General features: G+C 46.2%; 15 protein-coding genes. 11 read left to right on the top strand and 4 right to left on the bottom strand.

Features of this window, described 5'->3' with window-relative positions:
- Positions 1 to 12 precede the first annotated feature (12 nt).
- The 3 genes from KNO90_RS02795 to KNO90_RS02785 all read left to right on the top strand — a co-directional run bounded on the left by KNO90_RS02795 (position 13) and on the right by KNO90_RS02785 (position 2,810).
- The gene (locus KNO90_RS02795) at positions 13 to 1,137 is read left to right on the top strand and encodes a hypothetical protein (RefSeq protein ID WP_251127308.1); all 1,125 of its coding nucleotides are present in this window, start codon (positions 13 to 15) and stop codon (positions 1,135 to 1,137) included.
- 17 nt (positions 1,138 to 1,154) lie between these two features.
- Positions 1,155 to 1,667 (top strand): pyrophosphohydrolase domain-containing protein, encoded by a 513-nt coding sequence (locus tag KNO90_RS02790; RefSeq protein WP_214741452.1) that lies wholly within the window; start codon positions 1,155 to 1,157, stop codon positions 1,665 to 1,667.
- Between the two features lie 159 nt (positions 1,668 to 1,826).
- Complete coding sequence (locus KNO90_RS02785; RefSeq protein ID WP_215112960.1) at positions 1,827 to 2,810, top strand: DUF2268 domain-containing putative Zn-dependent protease; 984 nt, start codon at positions 1,827 to 1,829, stop codon at positions 2,808 to 2,810.
- Positions 2,811 to 2,914: 104 nt separating this feature from the next.
- Here the strand turns inward: KNO90_RS02785 and KNO90_RS02780 are convergent, their stop codons facing one another.
- A complete protein-coding gene (locus tag KNO90_RS02780; protein ID WP_214741448.1) occupies positions 2,915 to 4,180 on the bottom strand; it encodes a BaiN/RdsA family NAD(P)/FAD-dependent oxidoreductase in 1,266 nt (421 codons plus the stop codon).
- Positions 4,181 to 4,322: 142 nt separating this feature from the next.
- Between KNO90_RS02780 and KNO90_RS02775 the strand changes: the two genes are divergently transcribed.
- Positions 4,323 to 6,020: a putative polysaccharide biosynthesis protein gene (locus tag KNO90_RS02775; RefSeq protein WP_215112959.1), complete on the top strand. Its 1,698-nt coding sequence runs from the start codon at positions 4,323 to 4,325 to the stop codon at positions 6,018 to 6,020.
- Positions 6,020 to 6,733 (top strand): pseudouridine synthase, encoded by a 714-nt coding sequence (locus KNO90_RS02770; protein WP_215112958.1) that lies wholly within the window; start codon positions 6,020 to 6,022, stop codon positions 6,731 to 6,733. The genes KNO90_RS02775 and KNO90_RS02770 overlap by 1 nt, the downstream gene beginning before the upstream one ends.
- A 64-nt stretch (positions 6,734 to 6,797) precedes the next feature.
- Here KNO90_RS02770 and KNO90_RS02765 read toward each other — a convergent pair whose 3' ends face one another.
- Positions 6,798 to 7,424 carry a DUF3885 domain-containing protein gene (locus tag KNO90_RS02765; RefSeq protein WP_215112957.1) on the bottom strand — a complete coding sequence of 209 codons (627 nt, stop codon included), beginning with the start codon at positions 7,422 to 7,424 and terminating at the stop codon, positions 6,798 to 6,800.
- Positions 7,425 to 7,527: 103 nt separating this feature from the next.
- Positions 7,528 to 7,749, bottom strand: a complete 222-nt coding sequence (locus KNO90_RS02760) for a DeoR family transcriptional regulator (RefSeq protein WP_012726776.1) — start codon at positions 7,747 to 7,749, stop codon at positions 7,528 to 7,530.
- A gap of 308 nt (positions 7,750 to 8,057) precedes the next feature.
- Here KNO90_RS02760 and pepV point away from each other — a divergent pair, with 308 nt between their 5' ends.
- Genes pepV through KNO90_RS02730 form a run of 6 tightly spaced genes read left to right on the top strand, consistent with a single transcriptional unit; the run spans position 8,058 to position 15,074 of the window.
- Positions 8,058 to 9,443: a dipeptidase PepV gene (gene pepV / locus KNO90_RS02755; protein ID WP_483299184.1), complete on the top strand. Its 1,386-nt coding sequence runs from the start codon at positions 8,058 to 8,060 to the stop codon at positions 9,441 to 9,443.
- A 59-nt stretch (positions 9,444 to 9,502) separates the two neighbouring features.
- A complete protein-coding gene (locus tag KNO90_RS02750; RefSeq protein ID WP_215112956.1) occupies positions 9,503 to 10,654 on the top strand; it encodes an MFS transporter in 1,152 nt (383 codons plus the stop codon).
- A gap of 5 nt (positions 10,655 to 10,659) precedes the next feature.
- Entirely contained in the window at positions 10,660 to 11,235 is a 576-nt protein-coding gene (gene thpR, locus KNO90_RS02745; protein ID WP_215112955.1) for an RNA 2',3'-cyclic phosphodiesterase, read from the top strand.
- Entirely contained in the window at positions 11,205 to 12,044 is an 840-nt protein-coding gene (locus KNO90_RS02740; RefSeq protein ID WP_215112954.1) for an NERD domain-containing protein, read from the top strand. The genes thpR and KNO90_RS02740 overlap by 31 nt, the downstream gene beginning before the upstream one ends.
- A 19-nt stretch (positions 12,045 to 12,063) precedes the next feature.
- Complete coding sequence (gene pulA, locus KNO90_RS02735) at positions 12,064 to 14,229, top strand: type I pullulanase (RefSeq protein ID WP_214741434.1); 2,166 nt, start codon at positions 12,064 to 12,066, stop codon at positions 14,227 to 14,229.
- 50 nt (positions 14,230 to 14,279) lie between these two features.
- A complete protein-coding gene (locus KNO90_RS02730; protein ID WP_214741433.1) occupies positions 14,280 to 15,074 on the top strand; it encodes a phosphotransferase family protein in 795 nt (264 codons plus the stop codon).
- 36 nt (positions 15,075 to 15,110) lie between these two features.
- On the opposite strand, the gene KNO90_RS14855 is transcribed toward KNO90_RS02730, so the two are convergent.
- Entirely contained in the window at positions 15,111 to 15,221 is a 111-nt protein-coding gene (locus KNO90_RS14855; RefSeq protein ID WP_012726769.1) for a hypothetical protein, read from the bottom strand.
- Positions 15,222 to 15,313: the final 92 nt, after the last annotated feature.

The raw sequence follows: 15,313 nt of genomic DNA, 5'->3' as shown, positions 1-15,313 counted from the left end.
GACGACATGTCCATGAAACGTTCTTATGTGCTATACACGACACTATGTGCCGTCGTGGTCGGTGTGATTCTTTGCTATATCTTTGTCTTCTCTGATGAAGAGATTCAGCGACAGGTCGCCTCGACATTTGAAAAAATTGATATTCAAACAAGCCATCAAACGGCATCCCTCCCACCTGTGGAAGCGGCGCAAGATGATGAAGATATTGATACGACCGATGCGCTCGAACAGATTAATCAGATTGATGAAGTGTACTATAGCGACACGATTGGAGCCTATCTTGTACTTACCGAACAGGCTGAATTTTTCGAAGTGAGCGGGAATGGGACGCGCGTCAACTCAGTGCTCCAACTTGAGAATTCAGGGAAACAGCGCCTCGATGACTTTATCGGAATGCGCATGATCGAAGAAGATCTTGTCTACGCGGTGACTGCGAACGGGACTCTCGTCACAATCGAACGAGAAGAAGGACGCTGGGTCGAGAGACCACGTAAACAAATTAAAGGACTTCTGTCAGAAGATCGAATCTTTGGTCTCGGTTATGACCGGGAATCGAAGCGTCTGTTCATGATGAATCGCTTGGCGGATACACCGGACCTTGAGCTCCTTTATATCGAAGAGCGCGAGATTGAACCGGAAAATCCTACAGATGAAAAATCATCAGAAGCGTCAACTGATGCTGACACGACTACTAAAGAAACAGAAGAATCATCGGAAGATTCAACGACAGAAAACGTCTCGACGAATGACGATGCCTCGAGCGAAACGGCTGCAACTGAAGACGCACCTGAAAATGAGCGAAACGTTCAAGAAGAGGATGAGGAAAAAGAACTCGAAACCGAATGGATGCTTGATTCACGCCAAGCGTTGTCTGCTGACGGGATGAGTGCCTCGATCCAACAAAAATTTGAGCGATTCGAAGGAGTCGGCCTTGTCGAGAGACAAGGACGCATCTACGTGCTCGACTCAGAAGAGCTCGTCCTCTACACAGTCAACCCAGAAGAAGGGACCATCAACGGTCAGATGGTGACGCCTCGCGTGTATGACTCGACCGGTATGTTTTTACAAGACAATGAAATCTTTGCAATCGTCCACCCGGAAGTATTCGATTTGGATGCCTTCGTATCCGTGGACTGATCATGGGGGAATGACAAATGAGCAAACGATATTTTTTTGAAGAAGTGAAACAATTTCATGAAACTTTTGGACATCCAGGGGCAAAATCGCCGCAACCGTTGACGCTTGATCGCGCGACGAAGCGGTCGGTGTGGACGGCAGAGGAAGCGGTCGTCGAGTTTTTGCATCAATCCTCGCAATCGGAAGAAGAGTTTTTACAAGCCATCGAGCAATTCCAATTAGGATTTCAAAAAGCGGTCCAAAAATCGTTGCAAGACACACCACCATCGGATGATGTGGAACGTCTCGTCGGACAAGGGGATGCGTTAACGGACGCGTTATATTTTGTGATGGGCAGTTTCGTTGAACTCGGACTCGACCCCGTTCCGTTGTTTGAAATCGTCCAGCGCGCCAATATGGCGAAGCTTGGACCGGATGGGAAGCCGATTTTACGCGAGTCGGACAATAAAGTTATGAAACCTGAAGGATGGATGCCACCGGAGCCGGAGCTCGAAAAAGAAGTGCGTCGTCAAATCGCAGGGAAAGAATAATCACAAACGGCTTGAGCCCTCACTAGAATGGGTTCAAGCCGTTTTTTGTTGTGATGGTCGTGACGATATCCTGATATTAGATGGGATCGGAAAGGTCATAAGAGTAATTTATGGTATAATTTAACATAAGTAAGTAATCGAGGAATATTGATCATTGAGATGGAGGTCGTTCAACTGAAAAAAGTACTCGGTATTCTATGTGTAAGTTCAGCACTTCTATTAACGGCATGTAGTGAATATGAAAAAACGTTAAAAACACAGCCTGACGTTTCAATCGAAACGATAAAAATCAATGAAGAGAATGAATTGACAATCGTCCCACTTTACACCCAATACCAGCAATATTTGAACGCATCCCTTGAATCAACCGATTCGGAGGAGAGCAAACAAAACTTCAAAAAATACGTACTCGATTACATAGGGGAAGTCGGAGAGGAAGAAAAGATTGATACATCTAGATTAAAAACTGATTTTAATCTAAAGCCGACCCCTCATAAGCAACAATTGCTGAAGCAGTTAGACAAATTAATCGAGCAGCTTGACGAGATTAAAGAGATTATTGCATCGACATATGCAGATTCAAATCAAATCTTACCCAAAAAGAAGAGCACAGTGTTTATTGCACCGTATAATCCTGAATTCTTTTACGATAGTGAACCGTTGAAAGGAGTAGGCGCAGCAGCATACAAAGACGTATTCATCTTGTTTCTCGATACAGATTTTGACAAAGATGTTCTAGCCTATTCGACTGCTCACGAGTATCATCATCTGATTCTTCGTGATCAAAACGAATACAATCTTAGTTCGACTCTGGAGTCTATTATTATCGAAGGGAAAGCGGACGCATTTGCTGATCGGATTGTCAAAGGGGTTTCTCCCCCATGGCATGTGCCATTAGATGATGCGACCATGGAACACATCGCGAGTCGAGTGAATGATTACGAAACATCCTTTACTGATTTTGTAGTCGGTAATTATCAAAAGGATATGCCACGTTGGAGTAACTATATTCTAGGGAGGGATGTGCTCCATGACTATTTGACGGCGCATCCAGAGCTGTCGATTCCCGAATGGACATTTAAGGAAGATCACGAGATTTTAAAAGCATATAAGTATCGAGATGTGATGAAATTAGAAAATTAAGCTGAAAAGAATGTGAAAAGGCTTGATCCTGAATGAGACAGGATCAAGCCTTTTGATTGATAGTGATCACAATAGTACGCAGACGATACGTTGGACCGAACCCTTTACCGCTCTGTGGCCAGTTCAGCTGCATGCGATCCGGCGCAATGTCCTGTCGTGAAGGCGGCCGTGATGTTGTAGCCACCCGTGTATCCATGGATGTCGAGTACTTCGCCGGCAAAGAAGAGACCGGGTGCCTTCTTTGACATCATCGTCTGTGGCGCAACTTCTTTAACCGATACGCCGCCACCTGTGACGAACGCCTTATCAAAGTCGAGTGTCCCGACGGCGTGCATCTCGAACATTTTCAAACGTGTTGCGAAGTCGATAACGGATTGTTTCTTCAGTTGACTCGCATCTTCTTCACCAAATGTGAGCTCTTCTAACAACAAGTCAAGAAGTCGCTCGGGGATATAGCCTTTCCATACGTTTTTAACGGCACGTTTCGGTTGGCCATGAACTTGGTTCCACAGTTCCTGGACGAGCTCATCCCGTGACGTGTCCGGGAAGAAGTCGAGTGACAAGAGGACGACTTGTTCTTTACTACGCTTCCGTTCTTTGATCGTGTACTGACTGCAGCGGAGCGCGATTGGACCTGAGATTCCAAAGTGCGTAAAAATCATATCGCCCTGGTGTGTCTTGATTGCCTTCCCTTTTTTGCCGTGCACGGTCAACGCGACGTCTCGTAACGATAGTCCTTGAAGCTGTTTCGTTCCGATGAACGAATCGTTCAATTTGATTGGCACTTCTGTCGGGAAGAGTTCCGTGATGGTATGTCCGGCTTTTTCTGCCCACGGATAACCGTCACCTGTCGAACCGGTGTGCGGGACGGATTGTCCGCCGACCGCGACGACGCAAGCTTTGGCTTCAATCATTTCACCGTCCATCAATTCGACCGCATGAAACTCGTTTTCTTCATTAAAATGTAGCGTTTTGACTTCAGCCTTTTTTCGAATCTCGACGCCGAGGTCTTCAATCGCCCGAAGCAACGTGTTGACCACATCCTGTGCCTTATCCGTCACGGGGAACATGCGACCATTGTCCTCTTCTTTCAGAGGGATGCCGAATCCAGTGAACAGGTCGATGATCGATTGATTGTCGAACTGGGCAAGGGCGCTGTATAAGAAACGACCGTTCCCGGGAATGAACTGAATCAATTCATCGATTGGCTTTCGATTCGTGACGTTACAACGTCCTCCACCTGAAATGGCCAATTTTCGACCGAGTTTCGATCCTTTGTCGATCAATAAGGTCGAAGCGCCACTTTTCGCCGCTGCATACGTTGCCATGAGTCCGCTCGGTCCTCCGCCGATGACGATGACATCTTTCATAGGTATCTCCTCATTTCTTCATCTATATGATTAGTAAAATTATCGTAACTTTATTATCCGTAACAGTAAGAGTATAATGAGAAGCGGTTGTTTTGTAAAACCGAATTCATTGAAATAGTTGATTTATAGATGGAGGTGCCTCATGTCATCAAGCGCCAAACAAGATTCTGGAAGAGCCTCCTTCGTCAAAGGGACGCTTCTTTTATCGGCGGGAAACTTGATTTCCCGAATGTTAGGACTATTGTACACATTCCCGTTCCAAGCGATGGTCGGAATTGCCGGAGTGACATTGTATCAAGCCGCATATACGTATTATGCGATCATGATCTCCATTTCGACGGCAGGGATTCCTGTTGCTGTTTCGAAATTTATCGCAAAATATAACGCGCTAGGAGAATACGGGACAAGTCAACGACTGTTCCGACAAGGAATGAAGCTGATGCTTGCGACCGGTGTCGTCGCTTTTTTATTACTCTTTTTTGCGGCACCATGGTTATCGGAGCTAATGGTGCGAAACTCAGAGAACAATCAGCAATACATTGACTCGCTCACACTCGTGACACGAAGCGTCAGTTTTGCGTTACTGCTCATCCCGGCGATGAGTATGGTGCGCGGTTATTTCCAGGGACATCAAGATATGGCTCCCACGGCAATCTCGCAAGTCGTCGAACAGATTGTACGCATCCTGTTCCTTCTCAGTGGAACGATGCTCGTCTTGTTCGTCTTTGCGGACTCGGACTTCATCCAACCGATTGCGAATGCCCTTGGAGGGACGCAATCTGTTGAAACGACTGAATTGAATGGACTGAAAGTCATCGCCGTCACGATTGCGACGTTCAGTGCGTTCATCGGGGCAATCGGTAGTTTCGCCGTGCTCATCATGTATTGGAAGCGTCGGAAGGACATTCATCGTCAGACAGAGAACCCAGCAGGAACTCCCGTCCGCTCGATGAAATCGTTGTTGCTCGAGTTGCTTAGCTACTCAATCCCAATCGTGATGGTCGGGGTATCGACCCCTCTCTATCAATTGATTGATCAATTGACGATGGTCAATACATTGCTCAGTACGGGTGCGACCGTTTCTGAAGCAACGTCGGCGTATGGTTTCTTAACGGGTAACGCTCATAAAATTGTCTTAATCCCTGTATCGATTGCGGCGAGTGTTTCGATGGCGACCATCCCACTCGTCACTCGTTCCTTTACGACGGGCGATATGCAAAAAGTACGAAACCAAGTCAATCATATTTTCCAAGTATCGTTCTTTGTGACGATTCCTGCGGTGATCGGTCTCGTTGCTCTTGCAGAACCATTGTTCGGAACATTGTTCCCGGGGGACCGTGAGGGATGGGTGTATTTGTTCCACTATGCACCAAGTGCCTTTTTCTTAGCATACTATTCGGTCGCGGCTGCCATCCTTCAAGGAATCAACCGTCAATACTTCACCATCTTTGCCACATCGATGGGGCTCTTGGCGAAACTTGCTCTGAACGTGCCGTTCGTCTATTGGCTCGGTGGAATCGGTGCCGGTTATGCGACGATTGCTGGATATATTGTAGCGATCATTCTCATGGTATGGATGATTCAACGGTCACTTCATTTCCCGTATAAGCAACTGCTTCGTCGGACCATCTTGATGTTTTTGATGGGTGCGGCGATGTACGCGACCGTTTACCTTTCCCTCCTCGTCACGTTGAGTGCTGAGGCAAGTTGGGGGAACGATGTATTTGCGACAATCGTCGGAGTGACAATTGGCGTTCTCGTATATGGTTATCTCGGTTGGCGTAGCCATCTCGCAGGGAAACTATTAGGGAAACGCTTTGAATATCGGAGGAACGTATAATGCGAATTGATAAATTGTTATCAAACATGGGATATGGTTCACGGAAAGACGTGAAAATCCTATTGAAACAAGGGGCGGTGCGAGTCGATGAGGCACCTGTAAAAGATGCAAAACGACATGTTAACCCAGAATCAGAACGGGTCACGGTGTTCGGGGAAGTGGTCGAGTATCGTCCGTACATTTATTTCATGATGAATAAGCCGGAGGGTGTGATCAGCGCGACGGAAGATCAAGTCGAGACGACGGTCATCGAGTTGATTGATCCCGAGTATGCCCATTATGACCTTTTCCCGGTCGGACGCCTCGATAAAGATACGACGGGGCTTCTCCTCATTACAAACGACGGTGCGTTCAACCACGCGCTCATGTCACCACGTAAACATGTCGACAAGGTGTATGTCGCCGAAGTCGATGGGGAGATGACAGTAGACGACATTAAGACGTTTGCGAATGGGGTTGAGTTAGAGGATGGCTATACGACGAAGCCGGCCCGTCTCGAGATACTGAGCCGGAGCGGACGTCGTTCGGTCATCCGTCTCACACTTTCTGAAGGGAAGTATCACCAAGTGAAACGAATGGTCGCGGCGGTAGGCAAACATGTCGAACGATTGGAGCGTGTTCAAATCGGGGAGCTAGAACTCGATGAGATGCTTGAGCTCGGGGCATATCGTGAGTTGACGGAAGAAGAAGTTCAACTGTTTCTTCAATCATAAGAAGATGAGAGAATCTGTCTGATGGGACGGATTCTCTTTTTGTATAAAAAGCTCTGATTTTCGATTATATCTTTTTGAAAATGGCATCAAAATCATCACGCCAAGAGTCAACCAACCAGTCGTTATATCTGTGATACAAAGGAACAAGTGGTTCAACTTCATTTGAACTTATGATACAACCTCGATCATCGTACATATGAAACACGATGTTCTTTTCGGTGCTAATAAAGTAAACAGCTTGTCCAATTGAAGGTTCTCTTCCTTGCTCGTAATTTCCTATACCTCTAAGGATTTTCTCGTAAGAGATTGACTTGATCTGCGAGGATACAAATTTTGCTTTATATTCATGTTTGATTTCTATAATTTCCCCTGTTATTTCGTCAATATCTTCATTTAATTCAAATAACGTTTCTTCTTCAATCTGTTGTTTCATGAATAAACCATACAAATATTCGGGAGTGGTATTCCCGAACATGATGTCCTCTGTTTCGTTCCAATCCTTGATAAAGATATGGATGTAATTATCAGATTGAAACACTTCCTCGAACAATGTAGTCACTCTGTTTACAACTTGCTCTATTCTCTCATCCGTTCCGTTTTTATACGGTTCGCCAAGTTCGAATCTTAGATGGACTTCTCCAGATAGGTTTGGGAAATTGTCCTCTATGTACTTCATTATTTCTTCTTTCACATCATCACCTCATCTTAAGCAATTGATACAATCTAAAACCACAAAACCTTCATTCATAAAAAAGAGACCTGAACGCCAGGTCTCTTGAATATACATATACAATTCAATTTGCCGTCTTGAGTGAACGTTTTGATGAAGTCCACGTGCCACGGCTAGGGCTCTCCACAAGGTTATTGTACTCAAGTACGTTCAAATCACGTTGCACAGTGCGTGACGTGATGCCGAACTCTTCTACTAGTTCTGAAGTGGTAACGGATTCCCTTTCATTGATGAACAAATAAATGGACTTGATGCGCGTTAACATCCGATCTGTTGAGCCTTTCATTGGATAACCTCCCAATGTGTAGAATAATGACAAACCATACCTACAGACGACAAAATGAAATATAAAATTGTTATTTTCTAAAATTACACCTTTAGTATACCGCTCTTGAGCAAAAATGCAAGTGGAAAGCACGAACAATCTGTTTGTAAAGATTTGATTATGAACGTAAATATCGAATGAAGATTATTTTTTTACATCGAAAAGAAGCTTAAACACGAACGAAAAAAACTTTTCTAAATGAATGTTCGTCTTTCATACATTTGGATATACTAGTAAGGGAGAGAACATTCGCAAAAGGGGAGATGAACATGAATTGGAGACAGGAAGTCGACAATCGTAAAGATGCATTTTTAGAGGACTTAAAAGGATTACTAGAGATCCCTAGCGTACTCGATGAGTCACAAAGCGCACCGAACATGCCGTTCGGTCCCGAGGTTCGAAAAGCGCTCGACTACATGTTTGAGATCGGTGAGCGTGACGGATTTAAAACAAAAGATGTTGGCGGGTACGCTGGACATTTGGAATATGGGGATGGCGAGGAAATCGTCGGGATCTTATGTCACCTTGACGTCGTACCAGCAGGGGAAGGATGGACGTATGGTGCGTTCACCCCGACCATCACAGATGGCAAAATCATTGCGCGTGGAAGTAACGATGATAAAGGACCATCGATGGCTGCATACTATGGTCTACGCATCGTCAAAGAGCTCGGCTTACCACTTTCAAAACGCGTCCGTTTGATTGCAGGTTGCGATGAGGAGAGCGAATGGCGCTGTGTCCGTGAATATTTCAAACAAGAACAGATGCCGACATACGGCTTCGCACCCGACGCGGACTTCCCCATTATCAATGCAGAAAAAGGATTGTACGATGGTGTGTTGACCCAGCTACCGATTCAACATGTACCCGCATCTGCATACCATCTTCTATCATTCACGAGCGGAGAACGTCCGAATATGGTACCAGACTTCGCGAAAGCCGAATTGAAGACGGATGAGGTACTCGAGGAAAAGTTCGAGGCCTATCTTGAAAAATATGAAGCGGACGGAACGTGCGAATACGATCGTGGCACATATACGTTCACGATGAAAGGTAAAGCGGCGCACGCGATGGAACCGGATAACGGAATCAACGCGGCCTATGTCCTCGCAGGGTTCTTGTTGCATCTTCCACTCGACATTCAGGGAGAACGCTATATCGAACTTGTTCGTCACGTGTTTGCAGACTCACGTGGAATTTCGCTCGGGATTGAAGCGAGTGATGAGACAGGTGATTTGACGATCAACGGTGGGGTGTTCCGTTATAGTGAAGGCGAGCGTACAGCAACAGTGAATATTCGCTATCCTTATACGGCGAAGTTTGAAGAACGGTTGCAAAACCTTCGCGAAATCGCCTTGTCGCTTGGATTTGAATTGAAGACGCGTCAACATATGCCACCACATCACGTGGCAGAAGATCACCCGCTTGTGAAGACGCTAGCAGGCGTATACGAACGTCAAACGGGTGAACATGCGAACTTGATGGCCATCGGGGGCGGCACGTATGCCCGTTCGCTCGAAGCAGGCGTTGCGTTCGGCGCATTGTTCCCAGGTGCTAAAGATGTGGCGCATCAGGTCGATGAATATATGGAGATAGAAGATTTATTACGTGCCGCAGCCATCTACGCTGAGGCGATTTACGAGCTCGCTAAATAAGAAACAAAGAGAGCTGGCTGGTATAGTCGGCTCTCTGTCCTTTAGGAAGGAAGTTATCATTGGATTCGCAAAAGAGATTGTTTCAGTCTGTATACGTCGCGATATTCTTCGCGCAGGGGGCATTGATCCCATATATGACCTTATATTTTTCACAAACGAAATTTGGATTGACACCGACCCAGGTCGGAATCATCGTTGCGGTGTTACCCATCCTCTCCATTGGCATCCAACCGTTATGGGGAATGTTGACCGACCGGACAGGACGAGTTCGGGCTTGGTTGATGTTGGCGATGCTGAGCGCCGCGCTTATTTCGCTTAGCTTTTTAGTAGCGACCTCATACGTCTGGATTGTCGTGCTCATGGTGATTTGGTCCGTATTCCAATGTGCTCATATTCCGCTTGTGGACATGATGACGCTCGACTATACGGCTCGGTCAAAAGTGGACTACGGCGCGATTCGTTTGTATGGATCGGCAGGGTTCGCCATCGCCGTATTTGCGATGGGACGAATCTCCGATACGACGTGGGGACTTGCGAGCACGTTCGTAATAAGTGCCGTCCTACTTATCCTCGGAAGTGTGTTCGTCCGAATGATTCCTGAGAAAAGTTCGATTCGCGACGTCACGTTGGCACCCCTTTCTTGGAAAGCAGTATGGAACAAGCAGTTTATGTTCTTCCTGCTCGGTGGCATGCTCGTGTTCGGACCGATTTATGCGAATAACTACTATTTCGGGCTATACGTGACGAATAGCGGGGGTTCGACGACACTCGTCGGAACATTATTCCTCGTCGCTGTATTATTCGAGATTCCGTTTATGAAAGTGGCGTCTCAACTTATGGAACGATACGGAAGCGTCGGCGTACTTGTCGGTGCGGCCATTATTTCTGCTTTACGGAATGGAATACTTGCGCTTGAACCACCGATTTGGGTCATATGGCTTCTTGCAATCGCACAAGGACTTGTTGTTGGACTCCTCATTCCCGTTGCGCTTCAATTCGTTCGGACACTCGTTGACCGGCAAGTCTCCTCGACGGCCATCGGAGTTTACATGGCACTCACGTCAGGACTTGCGACAGCAGGATTTAATATGCTGAGTGGGAAAATCATTGAACTCGATGATATTTTAGGCGTATTTTGGATGTATACCATTGTGACGGCACTTGGAGCATTGATTTGGATCGGAATGTCACGTCGCATCATGAAAGGATGAACGACATGAGCACGCATTATTTTATTGCGATTCCCATTGAGGCGACCGAACTGGTTGCAGTGCAGCAAGCTGTAATGCCTTTTTACTCGTATCGTCGAATTTATCGACCGGACGAATTTCATCTGACCCTTCAATTTTTAGGCGAATTAGACGGAGAGGAATTAGATGACGTAAAAGAGATTACACGAAAAATCAGTCAAGACACACAACCCTTCACATTGACGTTCGGCTCGATTGACCATTTCGGTAGACCTGATCGTCCACGTGTGCTGACAGTCGTACCTGACGCATCAGAACCACTACACCGATTTGCACGTGCACTCCGCCAAGAACTTGTCGACGTGATCCCGAGATTGGACAGGAAGGCGTTCGTCCCTCACGTCACACTCGCTAAAAAATGGGATGAAGGAGAACGGGTTGCTTACGTTCCGCCTGAATTTCATGTGACTGAATCTGTAGAAGAACTGATTCTGTACGAAGTACAACCGAATCATAAACCAGCCTATAGAGCCGTAGAAGTTTTTCCGTTAAGTCGGCCAGAGGAGGACATATGGCAATCCCGGTTAAAATTTTTGACGTAATTTCAAAATATGAACGTAATGTTTTAGATCAATACAATCGCTATTTAGAATATGTGGAATCCGACACGGCACGTCTACAACGTCTTCACGAAAACAATCGCTTGAATCCGGTAGAGGTAATCGAGCTTGAGCGCCCGTGGTGGAAAATTTGGGCGAAGTCGGAGCGGATTGAGTTAGAGCCCAAGCCGCTTTCTGAATCACAATATCAAAAGATGTTACGGGAACGCCGACACATTCAAAAACTTCAGTTTGCCTGTGAAGGAGTGCTCGAAGCAGATTTACCACATTTGGCATTCGTCCGGGACTATGCGTATCGGGTCATGCGTTCAGACTGGAATGAGCGACACTTTTTCTTATTTCATCCGGTCATCGAATGGAACGGTGCGACAGTAGAACTAAGTCATCTCATCATCGGACCGACACATCTGTATGTTGTCGAATGGCTGGAAGGCGACCGCAGCATCTATCACATATCGAAAGAAAAGACTTGGGTTCATCAACCGCTGAAAGGGGAAAATACCCGTGTGGTGAACCCGCTGATCGCATTGACACGAACAGAGGAACTCATCCGACAAATCTTACCTGACTATGCGGGAGTACTTCAGAAAGTAGTCATTGCCACTGATGGGTATTTTGATAATGTGCCGAACGTCCGATCAACGCATTATATCGGGCGTAATGAGTATACCGACTGGATGAAACAAGTGAACGGACGCGCACCGATCGTCAAAGCACAACAACTTCGTGATGTGGCGACCTTATTAGACGTAACTGCTAAGATGCCGTTTCGACAATTTATGGATCAGTGATTGAGAGGAAGGGACGCATATGCATCACACACCCGATCAAAAGACCGCCTCACATGTGACCATTGAGAGCGCGTCTTTCGTATCATTTGAGACAATACAACTTGAGATTGTGCGCGAATATGAATCCGTTCCAGTACAAATCGAACAAAACGGACGACCGATTGACTATCTTGTGGAACAACAAGTTGTGACGGAATCTGGGATGGTCGAACAAATACTTCGTTTGAATGAACCGATCTCTTTGGAAACGATGTACACGGTGTTTCATCCTGGAGAAAAAACGACAGTGATCGTTCCGCGCGAAGTCGTCCGCTCAGAAGAATTCGAACGCCGGTTTTCATATGATGGACCACTCGGTGTATCGTTCACACCTCATGGGATGGAAGTCGCTGTATGGTCCCCTGTGGCGCTTTCCGTGTGGATCACCGTCCATGATGAGACAAACCATCGCGAGATCGAACGATTTCGGATGAATCGTGGTTCTCGTGGAGAATGGCATGGAAATGTGCCCAAAGCATTCGAAGGGATGCTATATCGCTTAGAAGTCAAAACACCAGTTGATACGAGGCAAGTCGTCGACCCGTATGCGAGAGCGGTCAGTTTGAACGGAGAGTATGGCGTGTTAGTAGATGTTGCTGAATTTGTGAAGAAACAAGTCGAGCAAACTGCACGTCCCCCTCTGTGGAAGCCGACAGACGCGGTCATCTATGAACTACACATTCGTGACTTCACAAGTCATCCCTCTTCAACGAGTCAATTAAAAGGGCTGTACGGAGGAGTGGCAGAGAGTGGGGTTCGGACAAAAGAAGGAAATCGTGCAGGACTTGATTATTTAACCGAGCTCGGGGTGACCCATATTCAATTGTTACCGGTCCACGATTTTGGGAGTGTCGATGAAGCGACACGTTTGCCATACAATTGGGGATACGACCCGATTCATTGGTTTAGTCTAGAGGGGAGCTATGCTTCGAGACCGGATGTGCCACTTAGTCGGGTATTTGAATATGCGACACTCGTCTCTGATTTGCATCAAGCGGGACTTCGCGTCGTCACAGATGTCGTGATGAATCATCTTTATATTCGAGAACAATCCCCACTCGAAGCGCTCGTTCCTTATTATTATTTCCGGTATGAACATGACGGGACGGTTGCGAACGGAACCGGTGTCGGAAATGACACCGCATCAGAACGCTATATGATGCGTCGGATGATTGTGGACTTCGTGACGTTTTTCGCGACGACCTATCAAGTCGACGGATTTCGTTTCGACTTAATGGGCATCCACGATGTCGAAACGATGAATCAAGTTCGGGCAGCGCTCGATAAAATAGACCCGTCTATTCTCGTATATGGGGAAGGTTGGGATTTGGCGACCCCGCTCGGTCAGTCGTTCAAAGCGACTTCGCAAAATGCAGCCAGAATGCCTCGAGTCGGACATTTTAACGATATGATCCGAGATGCCTTAAAAGGATCGACGTTCAATGATCGGGAGCGTGGCTTCATTTCAGGGAATGAATGGCGAGAGTGGGAACTGCGAGAATGTCTCACTGGAGCGATCCATATCCCGAACGTGACGGTCGGGCGTTTTCCAAGCCCGAACTATTCCATTAACTACGCTGAGGCGCATGACAATTATACGATTTATGATAAATTGGCATTATCCTGTGAAGGAATCGATGAGACGACACGTCTCGCGATGCAACGTCTGGCCAATGCGGTCGTCATCACTTCTCAAGGGATTCCATTCATCCATGCGGGTCAAGAATTTGGACGCACGAAGCACGGTGTCGAGAATAGCTATAATTCCCCAGATCATATTAATCATTTCGACTGGGATTTACGTGACACACGAATTCGAGAAATCGAATATGTGAAAACACTCCTAAAGCTTCGTCGACTCCATACTTGTTTCCGTTATGATTCAAGGCAAGAAGTCATCGAACATTTTACATTTCTTCCGTCACCGCCTGGCGTCATCATTTATGAATTGACGGCGAGTCATTCATATGATGCATGGCAACGAGTGCGCGTCTATATCAATGGAACGTTTGATCCGCTTTCATTCGAAAATGATGCAAAATGGAACGTCTACGTCGAAGGGGACACAGCAAGCCTTGTTCCAATCGCGCGAAACCCGGAACACATTCAAGTCGAGTCGTTGTCAATGACGATTCTCGCATGTTAAGATGTTGATTGTATCTCTTTAATTTTAAGTAAGATTTGAGCGTGATGAATATGTATTCAGATATAGTCGGTGCGCTCGGTAAAGAGTGGACAGTCGCTTCAGCCGGAGGAATTACGGGAGAAGCGTATGTAGCGACGACGCGCCAACAGAAGATTTTTGTTAAACGGAACTCTTCACCGTTCCTGGCGATTCTATCGGCAGAAGGAATTGTTCCGAAACTTCTTTGGACAAAACGAATGTATAACGGGGACGTATTAAGCGCCCAGCAATTTATTGAAGGCCGCGAACTTTCACCTGAAGATATGAAACGACCAGATGTTGCGGCACAACTTGGTAAAATTCATAACTCTAAAGAATTATTGTTTATGCTACAACAATTGAACCATACACCGGTGACACCACACTTATTGCTTCGTCAATGTGAAGCATATGAACAAGATGAGACGGATCCTACAATCGGGGAAGCCGTTCAGTGGTTAAAACACCATTTGCCGAAAGTCGATGAGCAAGAATTCGTCGTCTGTCATTCTGATTTAAATCATAACAATTGGATTGAAGATGAGAACGGTCTACTCTATTTGACCGATTGGGACGATGCCATCATTGCAGACCGCGCCTTTGATTTGGCGATGGTTGTCTACAGCTATGTCGAAGAGACGGAGTGGGAGCGCTGGTTCGCGCATTATGGAGTAGGGATGTCGAGTGAACTTCATAATCGGATGCATTGGTATGCCATCGCACAAACGATTTTAACAATCTATGGGGAAATGAACGATGCAGCGCGTACAGAAGGTTTTCATGTTTTGCGCGAATTGATTGATGAGGCATATGAACGAATCAACTAAAAAGGGATGGCTGAGCGCCATCCTTTTTTGAATGCGTTAAATGTCATCCGGATTCATGAAGTATGCCCAAACGAACGTTGCGATGACGCCCGCGAAAAACGTTAGTGGCGCTGCATAAAAAATAAGAAATTGATCTAATGTACTCATCATATATAACCTCCTTGTGAAGGATGATTCATGTTCATTAAACTATGATTTCGTGTATAATCGCAAGAGGACTGCTCGTTCGAAACGTGCAT

This window comes from Exiguobacterium sp. s63 (assembly GCF_018617335.1).
Classification (GTDB): domain Bacteria; phylum Bacillota; class Bacilli; order Exiguobacteriales; family Exiguobacteriaceae; genus Exiguobacterium.
Note: the sequence above shows the minus strand (reverse complement) of the source record. Positions and strands in the feature narration are given on the sequence as shown.

What these genes read in the sequence shown, in the direction of transcription:
- KNO90_RS02790 (WP_214741452.1), top strand. Translation starts at nt 1,155, where the DNA reads ATGAGCAAACGATATTTTTTTGAAGAAGTGAAACAATTTCATGAAACT.
- KNO90_RS02740 (WP_215112954.1), top strand. Translation starts at nt 11,205, where the DNA reads ATGGCAATCCCGGTTAAAATTTTTGACGTAATTTCAAAATATGAACGT.
- KNO90_RS14855 (WP_012726769.1), bottom strand. Translation starts at nt 15,221, where the DNA reads ATGAGTACATTAGATCAATTTCTTATTTTTTATGCAGCGCCACTAACG.
- thpR (WP_215112955.1), top strand. Translation starts at nt 10,660, where the DNA reads ATGAGCACGCATTATTTTATTGCGATTCCCATTGAGGCGACCGAACTG.
- pulA (WP_214741434.1), top strand. Translation starts at nt 12,064, where the DNA reads ATGCATCACACACCCGATCAAAAGACCGCCTCACATGTGACCATTGAG.
- KNO90_RS02795 (WP_251127308.1), top strand. Translation starts at nt 13, where the DNA reads ATGAAACGTTCTTATGTGCTATACACGACACTATGTGCCGTCGTGGTC.
- KNO90_RS02785 (WP_215112960.1), top strand. Translation starts at nt 1,827, where the DNA reads ATGGAGGTCGTTCAACTGAAAAAAGTACTCGGTATTCTATGTGTAAGT.
- KNO90_RS02780 (WP_214741448.1), bottom strand. Translation starts at nt 4,180, where the DNA reads ATGAAAGATGTCATCGTCATCGGCGGAGGACCGAGCGGACTCATGGCA.
- KNO90_RS02730 (WP_214741433.1), top strand. Translation starts at nt 14,280, where the DNA reads ATGTATTCAGATATAGTCGGTGCGCTCGGTAAAGAGTGGACAGTCGCT.
- KNO90_RS02775 (WP_215112959.1), top strand. Translation starts at nt 4,323, where the DNA reads ATGTCATCAAGCGCCAAACAAGATTCTGGAAGAGCCTCCTTCGTCAAA.
- pepV (WP_483299184.1), top strand. Translation starts at nt 8,058, where the DNA reads ATGAATTGGAGACAGGAAGTCGACAATCGTAAAGATGCATTTTTAGAG.
- KNO90_RS02770 (WP_215112958.1), top strand. Translation starts at nt 6,020, where the DNA reads ATGCGAATTGATAAATTGTTATCAAACATGGGATATGGTTCACGGAAA.
- KNO90_RS02760 (WP_012726776.1), bottom strand. Translation starts at nt 7,749, where the DNA reads ATGAAAGGCTCAACAGATCGGATGTTAACGCGCATCAAGTCCATTTAT.